Below are 15,037 nucleotides of genomic sequence, written 5' to 3'. Positions count from 1 at the left end.
GTCAACGACCATCTGCTGCGCTCCAACGAGCAGGTGGAGGGCCTCGACCGGCTCCTGTCCGACGTGCTGTCGGCCCATCTCGCGCAGATGGGGGTCCGGCAGAACGACGACATGCGGAAGATCTCGGCGTGGGCGGCCATGGCCGCGGTCCCCACGATGGTCGCGGGGATCTACGGGATGAACTTCGACCACATGCCGGAGCTGCGCTGGGAGGCCTCCTACCCGGTGGTGATCGTGGTGATGGCGGGCATCGTCGTCGCGCTGTACCGGGTGTTCAAGCGGCGCGGCTGGATGTAGCTCCCGCGATCAGAAGGCGGGCGCGGGGGTCGCTGGGCCGCCGAGGGCGTCGAGGCGCTCGGGCATCCGCAGGTCGACCATCCTGTGCCAGCCGGCGGCGCGCTCGTACAGGTACACGGCGTGGATCCCGGCGGCGAGGACGGCCGCCTTGGGCTTCGGCCAGTTCAGGATGCGGCCCATGTGGCGCATCACGGCGAGGCTGACGTCCCGGTAGACCTGGATCTCGGCGAGGGCGGACTCGCGCAGGGTCCGCTGGATGAGCCGGCCGTGGCCCTGGCGAGCGAGCCGGAGCAGTTCCTCGTGGCAGTAGGCGAGGTGGTTGTCCTCGTCGTTGCAGATCATCCGGATGGCCTTGCCGAGCTCCGGGTGGTCGCCGAAGTGCTTCACGAGCAGCTGCATCTGGTCGGCGGCGCGCTCCTCCGTGACCCTGCTGTGCGCGAGGTAGACGACCACGTCCTCCTCGGTGAGCGGCCGGTCGGCGCGGAGCTTGTCGTGCGCGAGGCCGATGCCGCGCTGTTCGAGCAGCATCGTGTAGTCGGTGTCGGGGGGCACCGGGACGGGTTCGAGACCGCGCTTCTTCATCAACGCGTTGAAGATCCGGCCGTGCTTGTCCTCGTCGGCGCCGTGCCGGGTGATCTTGGGCGCGAGGGCGCGCATGCCGGGTGCGACGAGGGCCGCGATCCGGGCGTTCTCCCAGCCTCCCTGGGACTCGCCGCTCGCGGCGATGGAGCAGAAGAGCCGGAAGGACTCGTCGTTGTCGATGATTTCCTGGAACAGGCCCTTGGCCGTGAGCATCGCCGCCACCTCCGTGCGGACGCCCGTACTCCGGTGCGTCCGGGAAGAACGAGTCAAGTCCGGTCCCGGACGACGGGCAACAGGAGGGCGCGGCGACTCGGCCGAAAGAGTGAGGACCGAGGGCGTAACCGGAGACCCGGTGGAGCGTTGTTCCGCATGACGGCCGTGGCGGGGAAGACCCCCGAGCCCCCACCACGGCCGCAGGCTTTCCCCTCCTGGACGGCGCTCTCGCACCGATCGGCCCCGGGGGGCCTCACAGGCTTCGACCGCCTGCGCCGGACTCCGATCCATTCTTGGACGGCGCTCTCGCACCGATCGGCCCCGGGGGGCCTCACAGGCTTCGACCGCCTGCGCCGGACTCCGTCCGTCGGGTCCGGCGCCGCGCCCCGTGGTTACGCCAGGCCCGCGCGTTCCATCGCCTCGACGCCCGCCCGCAGGGCCGCCACTCGCTCGTCCAGGGTGAAGCCGGCCGGGGCGAGGGTGAGGGTGGTGACCCCGGCCTCCGCGTAGGCCGTCATCCGCTCAGCGATCCGCTCGACGGAGCCGAGCAGCGTGGTCTGGTCGATCAGGGAGTGCGGCACGGCGGCCGCGGCCCCGGTCTTGTCGCCGGCCAGGTACTTGTCCTGGATCTCGGCGGCCTCCTTCTCGTACCCCATGCGCTGGGCGAGCTGGTTGTAGAAGTTCTGCTTGCGGCTGCCCATGCCGCCGACGTACAGCGCGGTGTACGGGCGGAACACGTCCGCGAGCGCGTTCACGTCCTCGCCGAGGGCGAGCGGCAGGGTGGGACAGACGTCGAAGCCGTCCATGGTCAGGCCGGCCTTCTCGCGGCCCGCGCGCAGGTGCCGCAGCGCGGTCTCCTCCAGGTGCTCGGCGGAGGGGAAGATCAGCAGGGCGCCGTCGGCGATCTCGCCGGTCTGCTCCAGGTTCTTCGGACCGATCGCGGCGATGTAGAGCGGGATGTGCTCGCGCTGCGGGTGGACGGTGAGCTTGATGGGCTTGCCGGGGCCGCCGGGGAGCGGCAGGGTCCAGTGCTCGCCGTCGTAGCTGAGCCGCTCGCGGGTCATGGCCTTGCGGACGATCTCGACGTACTCGCGCGTGCGGGCGAGCGGCTTGTCGAACTTCACGCCGTACCAGCCCTCGGAGACCTGGGGTCCCGAGACGCCGAGGCCGAGGCGGAAGCGGCCGCCGGTGAGCGAGTCGAGGGTGGCGGCCGTCATCGCGGTCATGGCGGGCTGACGGGCCGGGATCTGCATGATCGCGGAGCCGACGTCGATCCGCTCCGTCTGCGCCGCGACCCAGGAGAGGACGGTGGGGGCGTCGGAGCCGTAGGCCTCGGCGGCCCAGCAGACGTCGTAGCCGAGGCGGTCCGCCTCCTGGGCGACGGCGAGGTTGTCGCCGTCCATGCCGGCGCCCCAGTAGCCGAGGTTGATGCCGAGCCGCATTCCACACACCCCTTACCCATCGGTAACGTCTCTTGGGCCGGACTCTAGCGCGCGCGTGGGCCATCCGTCAGGACACGGTTGTCCACAGGCTCTCTCCGCGTGGTGCCCTGGCCAGTACTCTCGCGCCCATGGAGCAGAGGCATCTCGGACGTACCGGCCTGCGTGTGTCGCGCATCGGACTCGGCACCCTCACCTGGGGCCGGGACACCGACGAGCACGACGCCGCCGAGCAGTTGAAGGCGTTCTGGGACGCGGGCGGCACGCTCGTGGACACCGCCGACGTGTACGGCGGGGGCGAGGCGGAGTACCTGCTCGGGCGCCTGATGGAGCGCCTGGTGCCCCGGCAGGACCTCGTCCTGTCGACCAAGGCGGGCAGCGTCCCGGACCCCGACCGGCGCACGGACGGCTCGCGCGGACACCTGCTCGCCGCGCTCGACGCGTCCCTCGCGCGCCTCGGCACCGACCACGTGGACCTCTGGCAGCTGCACGCCTTCGACCCGTACACGCCCCTGGAGGAGTCGCTCCAGGCCCTCGACATCGCGGTGCGCAGCGGCCGGGCGCGGTACGCGGGCGTGTCGAACTTCTGCGGCTGGCAGCTCGCCAAGGCCGGCACCTGGCAGTTGGGCGGCGACCGGACCCGGCTCGCCGGCGCGCAGCTGGAGTACTCGCTGCTCCAGCGGGGCGTCGAGCGGGAAGTGCTGCCGGCCGCGATGGACCTCGGCATAGGCCTGCTGCCCTCATCCCCGCTCGGGCGCGGGGTCCTGACGGGGAAGTACCGCAGCGGCACGCCGACGGACTCGCGGGGCGCCTCGGAGACGATGGCCCCCTTCGTGGAGCCGTACCTGGACGAGGCGGCGAGCCGGATCGTCGACGCCGTGGCGACGGCGGCGGACGGACTGGCGACGACCCCGCTCCACGTCGCCCTCGCGTGGGTGCGCGACCGTCCCGGAGTGACGGCCCCGATCGTCGGCGCGCGCACGGCGCGCCAGCTCACGGCCGCGTTGTCAGTGGAGGCCCTTAGTCTTCCTGACGAGATCTGTCGGGCGCTGGACGATGTGTCGGCGCCCGTGCACCGCTATCCGGATCACGACTGGAGCACCTTGTGACCGAGCCTTCCGGGGAGACCGCGCCCGAGGCCGTGGCCCCTGCCGAGGACCTGCGGGAGGCCCCCGGGGCCCCGGCACCTGACGCACCCGAGGAGCCGACCACGGGGCCGGGGACGGCCGACGACGCACCGGGGGCGGCCGAGGAGCCGGCCGACGACTCGGGGACGGCCGAGGAGCCGGGTTCGGCCGACGAGCCGGGTTCGGCCGACGAGCCGGAGGCAGACGAAGAACCGGGCTCCGGCGAGGAGTCGGCCTCGGCCGGAGGGCCGACTCCGGCCGAAGGGCCGGGCTCCGGCGAAGAGGCGGGATCCGGCGGCGGAGCCGACGCGCCCGAGTTGAGCGACGCTCAGGCCGAGCTTGCCGCGCAGCGGGAGTTGCGGGCGAAGATCGAGGCGCGGAAGGCCGAGAAGAGCGGGCCGGTGGCGAGTGGCGCCAAGCTGAGCGGCACCGCAGCCGACCTCCTCGCGGCCGTCCGGGCCGTGGAGGGCGGCACCGCCTCCGGCAGTACGTTCTACGAAGCACCCGCGCCCCGACGCCCCGACGCCGAGGCAGCACCCGCCGTCGTGACCGTGCGGCCCCCCGCACCCGAGCGGCCGACCGCTCCGGCGCCCGGCACCACCGCCGCCGTCCGCGAGGTCCTCGCCGAGGGCGGCGCCCCGGAGGCGCTGGCCGGCCAGGTCGCCGCCGCGCTCGGCGAGGGCGCGGCCACGGCACTGCGCGAGGACCCGTGGCAGCTGCTCGCGGTGTCCGGGGTCCGGCCGGAGCAGGCCGACGGTTTCGCGCGGGCGCTCCTCGGCTCCGCGTGCGGCCCCGGCGACCCGCGCCGCACGGTCGCCCTGACCGTGTGGCTCCTGGAGCGGGCCGCCCTCCAGGGGCACACGGCCCTGGAGATCCAGGCCGTGCGCGCCGGACTCGCCGGGCACGCGGTCCCCGACCCGGAGCAGGCCGTCGAGACGGCGGTCTCCGAGGGCGCGGTCCTCCTCTTCCAGGAGGAGACCGAGGAGGAGCCCGACGGCGACGAGGACGTCGTCGAGGAGGAGACGGCCGCGCCCGCCACTCCCGTACTGCTCGGGCTCGACCGGTACGCGCTGGCGGAGGAGAGCCTCGCGGACGGGCTCGCCCGGCTGGTCAGGACGGCGAAGGCCGACGCCTGGGAGGGCGGCGAGCTGGAGCGCGCCGTCGGTGCGCACGGCCTCGTCCTGCACACGGGCGGCGAGGCCTCCCGCGCCGAGCCGGTGGCGCTCGCGGCGGCGGCCCGGGAGCGCGGGCTGCGCACCCTGGTGGCCGTCCACGCGGACGGCGGCCGCCGCGCCGCAGGGGCGGACGCCGTGACGGTCGCCGCCCTGCTGTCCGGGGCCGCCGGTCCCGGCCGGGACGAGGAGGGCGCCTTCGCCCTGGACCTGCTCGTGGTCCTCGACGCGCCGCAGCTGGACGTGGAGACCGGCGCGATGCTCGTGGAGTCGCTGCCGGACGGCTGCCGGCTCGTGCTCAGCGGCGACCCGGAGGTGCTCGGCGCGCCGGGCGCGGGCCGGGTGTTCGCGGACGTGCTCGCGGCCCGGGTGTGCCCGAGGATCGCCTCGCGCGTCCCCGACCCCGGGCCGCTCGGCGAGCTGGTGTCGGGCATCGGCGTCGGCGAGCTGAACCAGGTCGAGGCCCCCGGCAAGGAGGTCGTGATCGTCCCGGTGCGGGACGCGGGCGAGGCCGTGCACCGCACGGTCCAGCTGGTGGCGGACTCGGTGCCCCGGGCGATCGGGGTGCCGTCCGAGCGGACGCAGGTCGTCACGGTCGGCCACGGCGGCTCGGCCGGTACGCGCGCGCTGAACGCCGCCCTCAAGCAGCGGCTCAACCCCGGGCCGGGCCGGTTCGGGGGCTACGACCCCGGGGACCGGGTGGCGTACGCGCCCGTGCCGGGGCGCACGGTGACGGGCACGGTCCTCTCGGCCGACGCCGACGGGCTGCGCCTGCGCTGCGGGGACGACGAGCTCCTCGTACCGAAGGAGCAGGTGGGCACGGCGCTGCGGCACGGCTGGGCGCTCACCGCGCACCAGGCGGCCGGGGCCCGCTGGCCCGCCGTGGTCGTGGTGCTGCCCGGGGACGCGGCGGGAGGCCTGAGCCGGGCGTGGGTGTACACGGCCTTCGGCCGCGCGGAGCGGCACCTGTCGGTCGTGCACGGTGTGGACCAGGCGCTGGCCCGCGCGGTGGCCGAGGGCGTGGCCCCGGAGCGTACGACGCGGCTGCGGCCGCTCCTGGAGGGCCTGCTGGCCGCCGACGAGGCATAGGCGGCCACGGGAAAGAACGGCGGAGGGCCGGGACACCGCACACTGCGTCCCGGCCCCCTTCCGTCCGGCAGGAGACTGTCAGGCGTCCGCGCCGCGGGCCGCCGCCTCCACGGGCTGGTCCTCGTCCTCCTCGTCCTCGTCGAAGACGGAGCTGACGTCGAAGCGGCACACGATCCGCTCGGGGTCGGCGTGGTCGAAGGGGGCGTTCAGCCACTCCCCCGGTTCCGGGAGCTCCTCGGCGGCGGTGACCCAGAGCGTGGAGTCGCCCTCCTCCAGGCCGAACTCCTTGTGCCGGGAGGCGATCTCGTCCGGTTCGTACTCGCCGAAGAGCACGCCGAGCGCGGCGAGCGGCGAGACGCCGGCCTTGGCGATCACCGCGGTGTCCGCGTCGCCGTCGAGCTCGGCGACGCGGCGGGCCTGGGCGAGCAGGCGTTGCGGTTCCGCCACGGCGTAGTCGCGGCGGATCAGGAGGCTGAGGGCGTGAGGTTCGTCAGGTCCGGCGTACGGCGGCAGGTTGCCGTCGGCTCCGGGGATCTCGAAGGGGGTGACCTCGTCGTAGCGGTCGTAGAGGAGTTCGTCGTACGCCTCGGCCGCCGCGGCGAGGGCGTTGAAGGCTTCGTAGACGGCCGTGTCGTCGTCTCCCGTGCGGCGTTCGACCGCCGCGAGGTGACGGTCCAGTGCGGTCTTGACCGCCTCGGCGGCGGCACGTACCTCGGCAGCGGTGGGCTGCGCAGCATCAGACATGAGACAGACGCTATCCGTACCGGGCCCGTGCCCGCACAATAGATGCGATGCCGGAATACGAATTCGTCGACGTGTACGTGCCGCGCGGTGTCTCCCGCAAGGAGGCCACGCGGCTCCTGACCGACCATGCCGAGTACGGACACTGGGAGTTGGACCGTCTGAGCCTGCACCGGGACGGGAGCCGCCGGGTGCGGCTGAAGCGGCGGATCATCCGCCAGATCCGCGCGACCTGGTAGCGAGAAACGGACAACGAGAAGGGGCCCCGCGGTGTGCGGGGCCCCTGTGCGTGGTGCGTGACCGCGCTACGGGCTCAGGCGGCGCCGCGGGCTCGGCGGTAGATCAGCGAGCCGGCCAGCAGCATCCCGGCACCGGCGGGGAGGATCACGCCGAGCGAACCGGAGCCGGTCTCGGCGAGCTCCTCGACGGCCCGCGGCGGAGTGACGATCTGGGTACCGGGGGTGTTCGGCCCGCCCTCGTTGCCGGGGTGGCCGGGGGTACCGGGGTGGCCAGGCGTCCCGGGGGTGCCGGGCGTCCCAGGTGTGCCGGGCGTCCCAGGCGTACCCGGGGTGCCAGGGGTACCAGGCGTGCCGGGAGTCCCGGGGGTACCAGGCGTACCCGGAGTACCGGGGGTCCCAGGCGTACCCGGAGTACCGGGGGTCCCAGGCGTACCCGGGGTGCCCGGCCCTTCCTCCCCGTAGCCCGTGTCCCCTCCCTCGTTCGCGCAGTCGTTGCCCATGACGGCGTTGCCCAGGCCGACGCCCGTGACGTTGTTGCCACAGACGTTCACCGGCACGTCGACCGGCACCTGGACGTTGTTGCCGGAGCCCACGCCCGGGGAGTCACCGGTGTGCGCACCGGCGGAGGAGCCGCCACCGGACGGAGAGGTGTTGGCGCATTTGTTGCCGAATGCCGGATTGAGCAGTCCGACGACATTGACGGTGTTTCCGCAGGCGTTCACCGGCACGTGCACCGGGACCTGGACGGAATTTCCGGACGCGACGCCCGGGGAATTCGTGGCCGTACCGTACGCGCCGGAATCGGCGTGCGCATATCCGCCGCCGACGGCGGCGAAAACGCCTCCGGCGGCCGCGACGGTGATGAGGCCCTTGCGCGTGACCTGTCGCATAGCTTGTTCCCTGCCTGCTCGGCTTCGAAAGAGTGCCACCGGGCTGACGGCCCGGGGCGGAAATGGCCACCGGCCCCGGAGTGCATGGCACGCACTCCGGGGCCGGACCGGCTCACACCCTCACGGGGCGAGGCACAACGTCAGGCGTTGACGCAGGTGTTGCCGAAGGCGGGGTTCAGCAGGCCGATCACGGAGACCGTGTTGCCGCACAGGTTCACGGGAACGTGAACCGGCACCTGGACGACGTTGCCCGAGAGGACACCGGGGGAACCGATGGCCGCACCCTGGGCACCCGCGTCGGCAACGGCCATGCCCGCACCCGCGAGAACGAGACCGCCGGTGGCAGCCGCAGCAGCGACGACCTTCTTGATCATTATTCCTCCTAGTTGGCAATGCGGCCCCAGCCGCGGACCGCACCACCTGTAACGAGGGGGAATGGTGGGAGCTACGAGCGCCCGAGTTCATTCACTCTTTCCGGTCACATACAAACACACTGGCGAATTCAGCAGGCGTCGAGGAAACGGTCCAGGACCCGGACGCCGAACTTGAGGCCGTCCACCGGAACGCGCTCGTCCACGCCGTGGAACATGCCGGCGAAGTCGAGCTCCGGCGGCAGCTGGAGCGGCGCGAACCCGAAGCAGCGGATGCCGAGGTCGTCGAAGGACTTGGCGTCGGTGCCGCCGGAGAGCATGTACGGCACGGCGCGGGCGATCGGGTCCTCGGCGCGCAGGGCCAGCTGCATGGCGTCCACCAGGGCGCCGTCGAAGCTGGTCTCCAGGGCCTTGTCGCCGTGCACGTCCTCGCGCTTCACGCGGGGGCCGAGGATCCGGTCGAGGTCGGCCAGGAACTCCTGCTCGTACCCGGGCAGGAAGCGGCCGTCGACGTGCGCCGTGGCCTGGCCGGGGATCACGTTCACCTTGTAGCCGGCGCCGAGCATCGTCGGGGCGGCCGAGTTGCGGAGGGTGGCGCCGACCATCTTGGCGATGCCGCCGAGCTTGGCGAGGGTGCCGTCCATGTCCTCGGGGTCGAGCGGGGTGCCCAGGGCGTCCGAGAGCTCGTCCAGGAAGGAGCGGACGGTCTTGGTGACCCTCACCGGCCACTCGTGGCGGCCGAGGCGGCCCACGGCCTCGCACAGCTCCGTGATGGCGTTGTCGTTGTTCGTCATCGAGCCGTGGCCCGCCGTGCCCTCGACGGTGAGGCGCATCCAGTGCATGCCCTTCTGGGCCGTCTCGACCAGGTAGAGCCGCAGGTTCTCGTTGACGGTGAAGGAGAAGCCGCCGACCTCGCCGATCGCCTCCGTGACCCCGTCGAAGAGGTCACGGTGCTTGTCGACCAGGTGCCGGGCGCCGTAGGTGCCGCCGGCCTCCTCGTCGGCGAGGAAGGCGAGGACGATGTCGCGCGGGGGCTTGCGGCCGCTGCGCAGCCGGTCCCGGACGACCGCGAGGGTCATCGCGTCCATGTCCTTCATGTCGACGGCCCCGCGGCCCCAGACGCAGCCGTCGGCGACCTCGCCCGAGAAGGGGTGGTGGGTCCAGTCCTCGGCGTTGGCCGGGACGACGTCGGTGTGGCCGTGGATGAGCAGGGCCGGACGCGACGGGTCCTCGCCCTCGATCCGGGCGACGGTGGAGGCCCGCCCCTTGTGCGATTCGATGATCTTCGGCTCGAGTCCGACCTCCGCGAGCTTCTCGGCGACGTACTCGGCCGCCGCCCGCTCTCCGGGACCGGAGTGGTCGCCGTAGTTGCTGGTGTCGATGCGGATGAGGTCGCGACAGAGGTCGACGACCTCGTCCTCGCCGGTGATGCCCCGCGCCGTGTTCGACTCGCTCACGCTGCTTCCTCCCACTACGTGCCCCACGTGGTTCCTTGTGATCCCACCCATCCTCCCGCGCGGCCCCCTCGGTGCCCAAGAGCGCCCGTCGGCCGACATGCGGCTGTCACATGACGGGGGCCGAACAGGGGTGGTGATCGACCACTCCGAATGTTTGCTATGGTTTTCCTCGTCGGAAGGGCCCAGCGGCCAAGAAGACAGACACCTTGTCCGGGTGGCGGAATGGCAGACGCGCTAGCTTGAGGTGCTAGTGCCCTTTATCGGGCGTGGGGGTTCAAGTCCCCCCTCGGACACCATCGAAAGACCCCACATCATGTGGGGTCTTTCTTGTTGCGGCAGCAGGACTCACGGCGGTAGGACCGGTGCGACGCAGATCCAAGGGCCCCTCTTCGCCCCTCCCCCAGCGGGACGGGATCGATCCCGTGCGGGTGCGGCTGCCGGAGGACCCCGGGAAGGGCTGGGCGAGCGTCGGGGAGTACCTGGTCGACCGGTACGGGGCCGCCGTCGGCGCCGGGCGGGTCGAGGAGATGCTGCTCGGCGGGCGTTTCGTGGGGACGGACGGTCCCGTCGGCGGGGACGAGCCGTACACCGCGGGGCGGTACCTCTGGTTCCACCGGGACTTTCCCGCCGAGACGCCGGTGCCCTTCGCGATCGGGGTCGTGCACCGCGACGAGCGGATCGTGGTCGTGGACAAGCCGCACTTCCTCGCCACGATGCCCCGGGGACGGCATGTGACGGAGACCGCGCTCGCCCGGCTGCGGCGTGACCTGGGGCTTGGGCGCCTCCAGCCCGCGCACCGGCTCGACCGGCTGACGGCGGGGCTCGTGCTGTTCGTCGTACGGGAGGAGGACCGGGGGGCGTACCAGACGCTGTTCCGGGACCGGGCCGTGCGCAAGGAGTACGAGGCGGTGGCGCCGTACGACCCGGCGGTGGAGCTGCCGGTGACCGTGCGGAGCCGGATCGAGAAGGAGCGCGGGGTGATGGCCGCCCGGGAGGTGCCGGGCGAGCCGAACGCCGAGAGCCGGATCGAGCTGGTGGAGCACGCGGGAGGGCTCGGGCGGTACCGGCTGCTGCCCGTGACCGGGCGGACCCATCAGCTGCGGGTGCACATGAACGGCCTGGGGCTGCCGATCCTGGACGATCCGGTCTATCCGGTGGTCCGTGAGGACGGGCCGGAGGACTTCGCGCGTCCGCTGCGACTGCTCGCGCGGACGCTGGAGTTCACCGACCCGTTCACGGGCGACGAGATGCGCTTCGAGAGCCGGCTGCGGCTCAGTGGCCTCGGTTGATCCACTCCTGGAGGTGCGGGGCTTCCGCGCCGATCGTGGTGGGGTCGCCGTGGCCGGTGCGGACGACCGTCTCAGGCGGCAGGGTGAGGAGCTTCTCGCGGATCGAGTCGACGATCGTCGGGAAGTCCGAGTAGGACCGGCCCGTCGCGCCGGGGCCGCCCTGGAAGAGGGTGTCGCCGGTGAAGACCGTGCCCAGGTCGGGGGCGTACAGGGAGACCGCTCCGGGGGCGTGCCCCGGGGTGTGGAGGACCGTGAGGTCCGTGCCGGCGATGGTCAGGACCTGGCCGTCGGCGAGCTCGCCGTCCGGGCTGTGGTCGGGATGGGTGAGCTTCCACAGCGGCTGGTCGGCCGGATGGAGCAGGATGCGGGCGCCGGTGGCGGCCGCGAGGGCCGGGGCGGCGTCGATGTGGTCGTCGTGGGCGTGGGTGCAGACGATGGCGCGCAGGGCGCGGCCGTCGAGTGCGGCGAGGATCGCCCCGGCGTCGTGGGCGGCGTCGATGACGAGGGCCTCGGTGTCGTCGCCGACGATCCACACGTTGTTGTCGACGTCCCAGGTGCCGCCGTCGAGGCTGAAGGTGCCGGAGGTGACGAGGTGGTCGATGCGGGCCGCCATCAGAGGACCACCACCGAGCGCAGGACGTCGCCCTCGTGCATGCGGGCGAAGGCCTTCTCGACGTCGCCGAGGCCGATGGTCTCGGTGACGAAGGCGGCGAGGTCGATGCGGCCCTGCTGGTGCAGGTCGATGAGCATCGGGAAGTCGCGGGACGGCAGGCAGTCCCCGTACCAGGAGGACTTCAGCGCGCCGCCGCGGCCGAAGACGTCGAGGAGGGGGAGTTCCAGCTTCATCTCGGGGCTGGGGACGCCGACGAGGACGACCGTGCCGGCGAGGTCGCGGGCGTAGAAGGCCTGCTCGTACGTCTCCGGGCGGCCGACGGCCTCGATGACGACGTCGGCGCCGAAGCCTCCGGTGAGCTCGCGGATCGCCTCGACGGCGTCGGAGGTGCGGGAGTTGACCGTGTGGGTGGCGCCCATCTCGCGGGCCTTGTCCAGCTTCCGGTCGTCGATGTCGACGGCGATGATCTTCGCGGCTCCGGCGAGGCGGGAGCCGACGACGGCCGCGTCGCCGACGCCGCCGCAGCCGATGACGGCGACGGTGTCGCCGCGGCCGACGTTCCCGGTGTTGATCGCGGCGCCGATGCCGGCCATCACGCCGCAGCCGAGGAGGCCCGCGACCTCGGGGGCGACGGAGGGGTCGACCTTGGTGCACTGTCCTGCGGCGACGAGGGTCTTCTCGGCGAAGGCGCCGATGCCGAGGGCCGGGGAGAGCTCCGTGCCGTCGAGGAGCGTCATCTTCTGCTTCGCGTTGTGGGTGGCGAAGCAGTACCAGGGGCGGCCCCGCGTACAGGCGCGGCAGGTGCCGCAGACGGCGCGCCAGTTGAGGATCACGAAGTCGCCGGGGGTGACGTCGGTGACGCCCTCGCCGACGGACTCGACGACTCCGGCGGCCTCGTGGCCGAGCAGGAAGGGGAACTCGTCGTTGATCGCGCCCTGCTTGTAGTGGAGATCGGTGTGGCAGACGCCGCAGGCCTGGATCTTCACGACGGCCTCGCCGGGGCCGGGATCGGGGATGACGATCGTCTCGACCCGTACCGGCTCGTTCTTGCCGGGGGCGATGACCCCCTGGACGTGCTGCGGCATCGCGAACTTCCCTTCCTCCGACCGGATCTTGTAAGGCTCTTGCGTACCACTATCTCCTGACAAAAGGCGAGACCCCCGCAGGCCGTGCCTGTGGGGGTCCCGCCGCCTCCCGTGGGGGAGTCGTCAGCCCTGCTGGGCCGCGGAGGTCTCGCGGACCCGGCGGCGGACCAGGAACCAGCCGCCGGTGAGCGCGGCCGCGATGAGCGGCAGGCAGTTCACGGTGGTGCGGCTGATGCCGCCGTCCATCCACATCAGGACGAGGACGGCCGCGAGGAAGCCCAGGGTCACGATCTGGGTGTACGGGGCCCAGGGCAGCTGGTAGCCGGGGCGGGTGACCTTGCCCTGCTCGGCGCGGCGCACGAAGAGCAGCGAGCAGATCATGATCATGGCCCAGGTGCCGATGATGCCGATGGAGGCGAAGTTGAGGACCAGCTCGAAGGCCTCGCCGGGCATGACGTAGTTGAGGAAGACGCCGGCGACGCCGAAGCCCGCGGTGAGCAGGATGCCGCCGTAGGGGACGCCGCCCTTGTTCATGACGCCGGTGAACTTGGGCGCGGAGCCGGACAGCGACATGGAGCGCAGGATGCGGCCGGTGGAGTAGAGGCCCGAGTTGAGGCTGGAGAGGGCGGCGGTGAGGACGACGAGGTTCATCACGCCGGCGGCGCCGGGGATGCCCAGCTTGTCGAAGACGGTGACGAAGGGGCTCTGGTCACCGGAGTACGCGGTGTACGGGAGGATCAGCGCGAGCAGGACCACGGAGCCGACGTAGAAGAGGCCCACGCGCCACATGATCGAGTTGATCGCCTTCGGCATGATCTTCTCGGGGTTCTCGGTCTCGCCGGCGGCGACGCCGCAGAGCTCGACGGAGGCGTAGGCGAAGACGACGCCCTGGATGAGCAGCAGCATCGGCATCATGCCGTTGGGGAAGATGCCGCCGTTGTCGGTGATGTTGGCGAGGCCCGGGGTGTGGCCGCCGACGTCGTGCGAGGTGACGACGAGGAAGATGCCGACGAGCATGAAGGCGACCAGGGCGGCGACCTTGATGATCGCGAACCAGAACTCCATCTCGCCGAAGTACTTCACGGAGATGAGGTTGGCGGTGAGGACGACCGCGAGGGCGATCAGGGCGAGGACCCACTGCGGGACGTCGCTGAACATGGCCCAGAAGTGGGCGTAGGTGGCGGCCGCGGTGATGTCGGCGACGGCGGTGGTCGACCAGTTGAGGAAGTACAGCCAGCCGGCCGTGTAGGCGCCCTTCTCGCCCATGAACTCACGGGCGTAGGAGACGAAGGCGCCGGAGGAGGGGCGGTAGAGCACCAGCTCGCCGAGGGCGCGCACCACGAAGAAGGCGAAGACGCCGCAGACGGCGTACGCGATGAAGAGGGACGGGCCCGCCTGGGACATGCGGCCGCCGGCGCCCAGGAAGAGGCCGGTGCCGATGGCGCCGCCGATGGCGATCATGTTGATGTGCCGGGACTTGAGGTCCTTGCGGTACCCGGCGTCGCCTGCGTCGACGTGGGGGGCGGCCGGGTTCGCCGGAGCGGCGGACAGCGGCTCGGCCGCGGTGACGCGGTCAGTCATGGAGTTGTTCGCCTTCGTGAGGGGGATGGTGCGGTACCCGGCCGTACCTGAGCGGGGGGTGTCCCCGGCACGGCCAGCGCACATACTCACGGCAACGACACCCGACTGACTGTGACGCATGTCACTGAACGCCCTTATTTGAGCTAATTCAGAGCTTACGGGCGGGTAACACCCGGGTGAACTAAGGCGCGAGGACGTCCAGCTCCTGGAGGGCGCCGACCGCGATCTGCCGGGTGAGCTCCTCCGCGCGGGCCGCGTCCCGCTCCCGTACGGCCTCGGCGACCTGGACGTGGAGGGTGACGGCGGCCGGGTCGGGGTCCTCGAACATCACGTGGTGGTGGGTGCGGCCGGCGAGGACCTCGGCGACGACGTCGCCGAGGCGGGCGAACATCTCGTTCCCGGAGGCGCCCAGCACGACCCGGTGGAAGGCGATGTCGTGGACGAGGTACTCCTCCAGGCGCCTGCCGCGCGAGGTGGCGACCATGCCGAGGGCCTGCTCGGTGAGTTCGCGGCACTGCTCGGGGGTGGCGTTCAGCGCGGCCAGGCCCGCGGCGACCGGTTCGACGGCCGAGCGGAGCACGGTGAGGGAGCGGAGCTGGCGGGGGCGGTCGGCGCCGGCGAGCCGCCAGCGGATGACCTGGGGGTCGTACACGTTCCAGCTGGCCGTGGGGAGCACGGTCACGCCGACGCGGCGGCGGGACTCGACGAGGTGCATGGACTCCAGGACCCGGACGACCTCGCGGACGACGGTCCGGGAGACGTCGAAGCGCTGGGCGAGCTCGTCGGTGCGCAGCACGGTGCCCGGCGGGTACTCCCCGGCGGTGATCGCGAGGCCCAGGGCGGCCAGGACGT

The 15,037-nt window shown here is 72.2% G+C and carries 15 protein-coding genes and 1 tRNA gene; 6 read left to right on the top strand and 10 right to left on the bottom strand.

Going from position 1 to position 15,037, the window contains the following annotated elements; translation table 11 throughout:
* A partial coding sequence (locus tag CCN56_RS00180; protein WP_306300572.1) for a CorA family divalent cation transporter occupies window positions 1–297 on the top strand: 297 nt, incomplete at its 5' end.
* A gap of 9 nt (window positions 298–306) precedes the next feature.
* Here the strand turns inward: CCN56_RS00180 and CCN56_RS00175 are convergent.
* Entirely contained in the window at window positions 307–1,092 is a 786-nt protein-coding gene (locus tag CCN56_RS00175; RefSeq protein WP_086821906.1) for a ferritin-like domain-containing protein, read from the bottom strand.
* A gap of 392 nt (window positions 1,093–1,484) precedes the next feature.
* Window positions 1,485–2,534, bottom strand: coding sequence for an LLM class F420-dependent oxidoreductase (locus CCN56_RS00170; RefSeq protein ID WP_086821905.1), 1,050 nt, complete (start codon window positions 2,532–2,534; stop codon window positions 1,485–1,487).
* 128 nt (window positions 2,535–2,662) lie between these two features.
* Here CCN56_RS00170 and CCN56_RS00165 point away from each other — a divergent pair, with 128 nt between their 5' ends.
* Together CCN56_RS00165 and CCN56_RS00160 are read left to right on the top strand one after the other, a co-directional pair.
* Window positions 2,663–3,640, top strand: a complete 978-nt coding sequence (locus CCN56_RS00165) for an aldo/keto reductase (RefSeq protein ID WP_041128404.1) — start codon at window positions 2,663–2,665, stop codon at window positions 3,638–3,640.
* The gene (locus CCN56_RS00160) at window positions 3,637–5,919 is read left to right on the top strand and encodes a helix-hairpin-helix domain-containing protein (RefSeq protein WP_256961597.1); all 2,283 of its coding nucleotides are present in this window, start codon (window positions 3,637–3,639) and stop codon (window positions 5,917–5,919) included. Before CCN56_RS00165 ends, CCN56_RS00160 begins: the two co-directional genes overlap by 4 nt.
* Window positions 5,920–5,997: 78 nt before the next feature.
* On the opposite strand, the gene CCN56_RS00155 is transcribed toward CCN56_RS00160, so the two are convergent.
* Window positions 5,998–6,663, bottom strand: a complete 666-nt coding sequence (locus CCN56_RS00155) for a hypothetical protein (protein WP_086821903.1) — start codon at window positions 6,661–6,663, stop codon at window positions 5,998–6,000.
* A 47-nt stretch (window positions 6,664–6,710) separates the two neighbouring features.
* Between CCN56_RS00155 and CCN56_RS00150 the strand changes: the two genes are divergently transcribed.
* On the top strand, window positions 6,711–6,899 hold the full coding sequence (locus tag CCN56_RS00150; protein ID WP_017241661.1) for a DUF5703 family protein: 189 nt from the start codon (window positions 6,711–6,713) through the stop codon (window positions 6,897–6,899).
* A 74-nt stretch (window positions 6,900–6,973) separates the two neighbouring features.
* On the opposite strand, the gene CCN56_RS45525 is transcribed toward CCN56_RS00150, so the two are convergent.
* The 3 genes from CCN56_RS45525 to CCN56_RS00135 form a co-directional block, all read right to left on the bottom strand.
* Window positions 6,974–7,789 (bottom strand): chaplin, encoded by an 816-nt coding sequence (locus tag CCN56_RS45525; protein ID WP_086821902.1) that lies wholly within the window; start codon window positions 7,787–7,789, stop codon window positions 6,974–6,976.
* 140 nt (window positions 7,790–7,929) lie between these two features.
* Complete coding sequence (gene chpH / locus CCN56_RS00140) at window positions 7,930–8,163, bottom strand: chaplin ChpH (RefSeq protein ID WP_030218232.1); 234 nt, start codon at window positions 8,161–8,163, stop codon at window positions 7,930–7,932.
* 128 nt (window positions 8,164–8,291) lie between these two features.
* Entirely contained in the window at window positions 8,292–9,617 is a 1,326-nt protein-coding gene (locus CCN56_RS00135) for a M20/M25/M40 family metallo-hydrolase (RefSeq protein ID WP_041128408.1), read from the bottom strand.
* A 208-nt stretch (window positions 9,618–9,825) separates the two neighbouring features.
* Here CCN56_RS00135 and CCN56_RS00130 point away from each other — a divergent pair.
* Together CCN56_RS00130 and CCN56_RS00125 are read left to right on the top strand one after the other, a co-directional pair.
* Window positions 9,826–9,913 (top strand) — tRNA-Leu (locus tag CCN56_RS00130).
* Between the two features lie 66 nt (window positions 9,914–9,979).
* On the top strand, window positions 9,980–10,906 hold the full coding sequence (locus CCN56_RS00125) for an RluA family pseudouridine synthase (protein WP_086821900.1): 927 nt from the start codon (window positions 9,980–9,982) through the stop codon (window positions 10,904–10,906).
* Here CCN56_RS00125 and CCN56_RS00120 read toward each other — a convergent pair.
* From CCN56_RS00120 to CCN56_RS00105, 4 genes are all read right to left on the bottom strand, one after another.
* Complete coding sequence (locus CCN56_RS00120; RefSeq protein WP_086821898.1) at window positions 10,890–11,519, bottom strand: MBL fold metallo-hydrolase; 630 nt, start codon at window positions 11,517–11,519, stop codon at window positions 10,890–10,892. The two genes, CCN56_RS00125 and CCN56_RS00120, sit on opposite strands and share 17 nt — an antisense overlap.
* Window positions 11,519–12,604 carry an S-(hydroxymethyl)mycothiol dehydrogenase gene (locus tag CCN56_RS00115; protein WP_086821896.1) on the bottom strand — a complete coding sequence of 362 codons (1,086 nt, stop codon included), beginning with the start codon at window positions 12,602–12,604 and terminating at the stop codon, window positions 11,519–11,521. Before CCN56_RS00115 ends, CCN56_RS00120 begins: the two co-directional genes overlap by 1 nt.
* A 123-nt stretch (window positions 12,605–12,727) precedes the next feature.
* Window positions 12,728–14,185: an amino acid permease gene (locus CCN56_RS00110; protein WP_086821895.1), complete on the bottom strand. Its 1,458-nt coding sequence runs from the start codon at window positions 14,183–14,185 to the stop codon at window positions 12,728–12,730.
* Window positions 14,186–14,366: 181 nt separating this feature from the next.
* Window positions 14,367–15,037, bottom strand: a 671-nt coding sequence (locus tag CCN56_RS00105; RefSeq protein ID WP_373412804.1) for a FadR/GntR family transcriptional regulator, incomplete at its 5' end; no start/stop codon positions are given.

This window comes from Streptomyces sp. NRRL B-24572 (genome assembly GCF_002156145.1).
Lineage (GTDB): Bacteria > Actinomycetota > Actinomycetes > Streptomycetales > Streptomycetaceae > Streptomyces > Streptomyces vietnamensis.
Note: the sequence above shows the minus strand (reverse complement) of the source record. Positions and strands in the feature narration are given on the sequence as shown.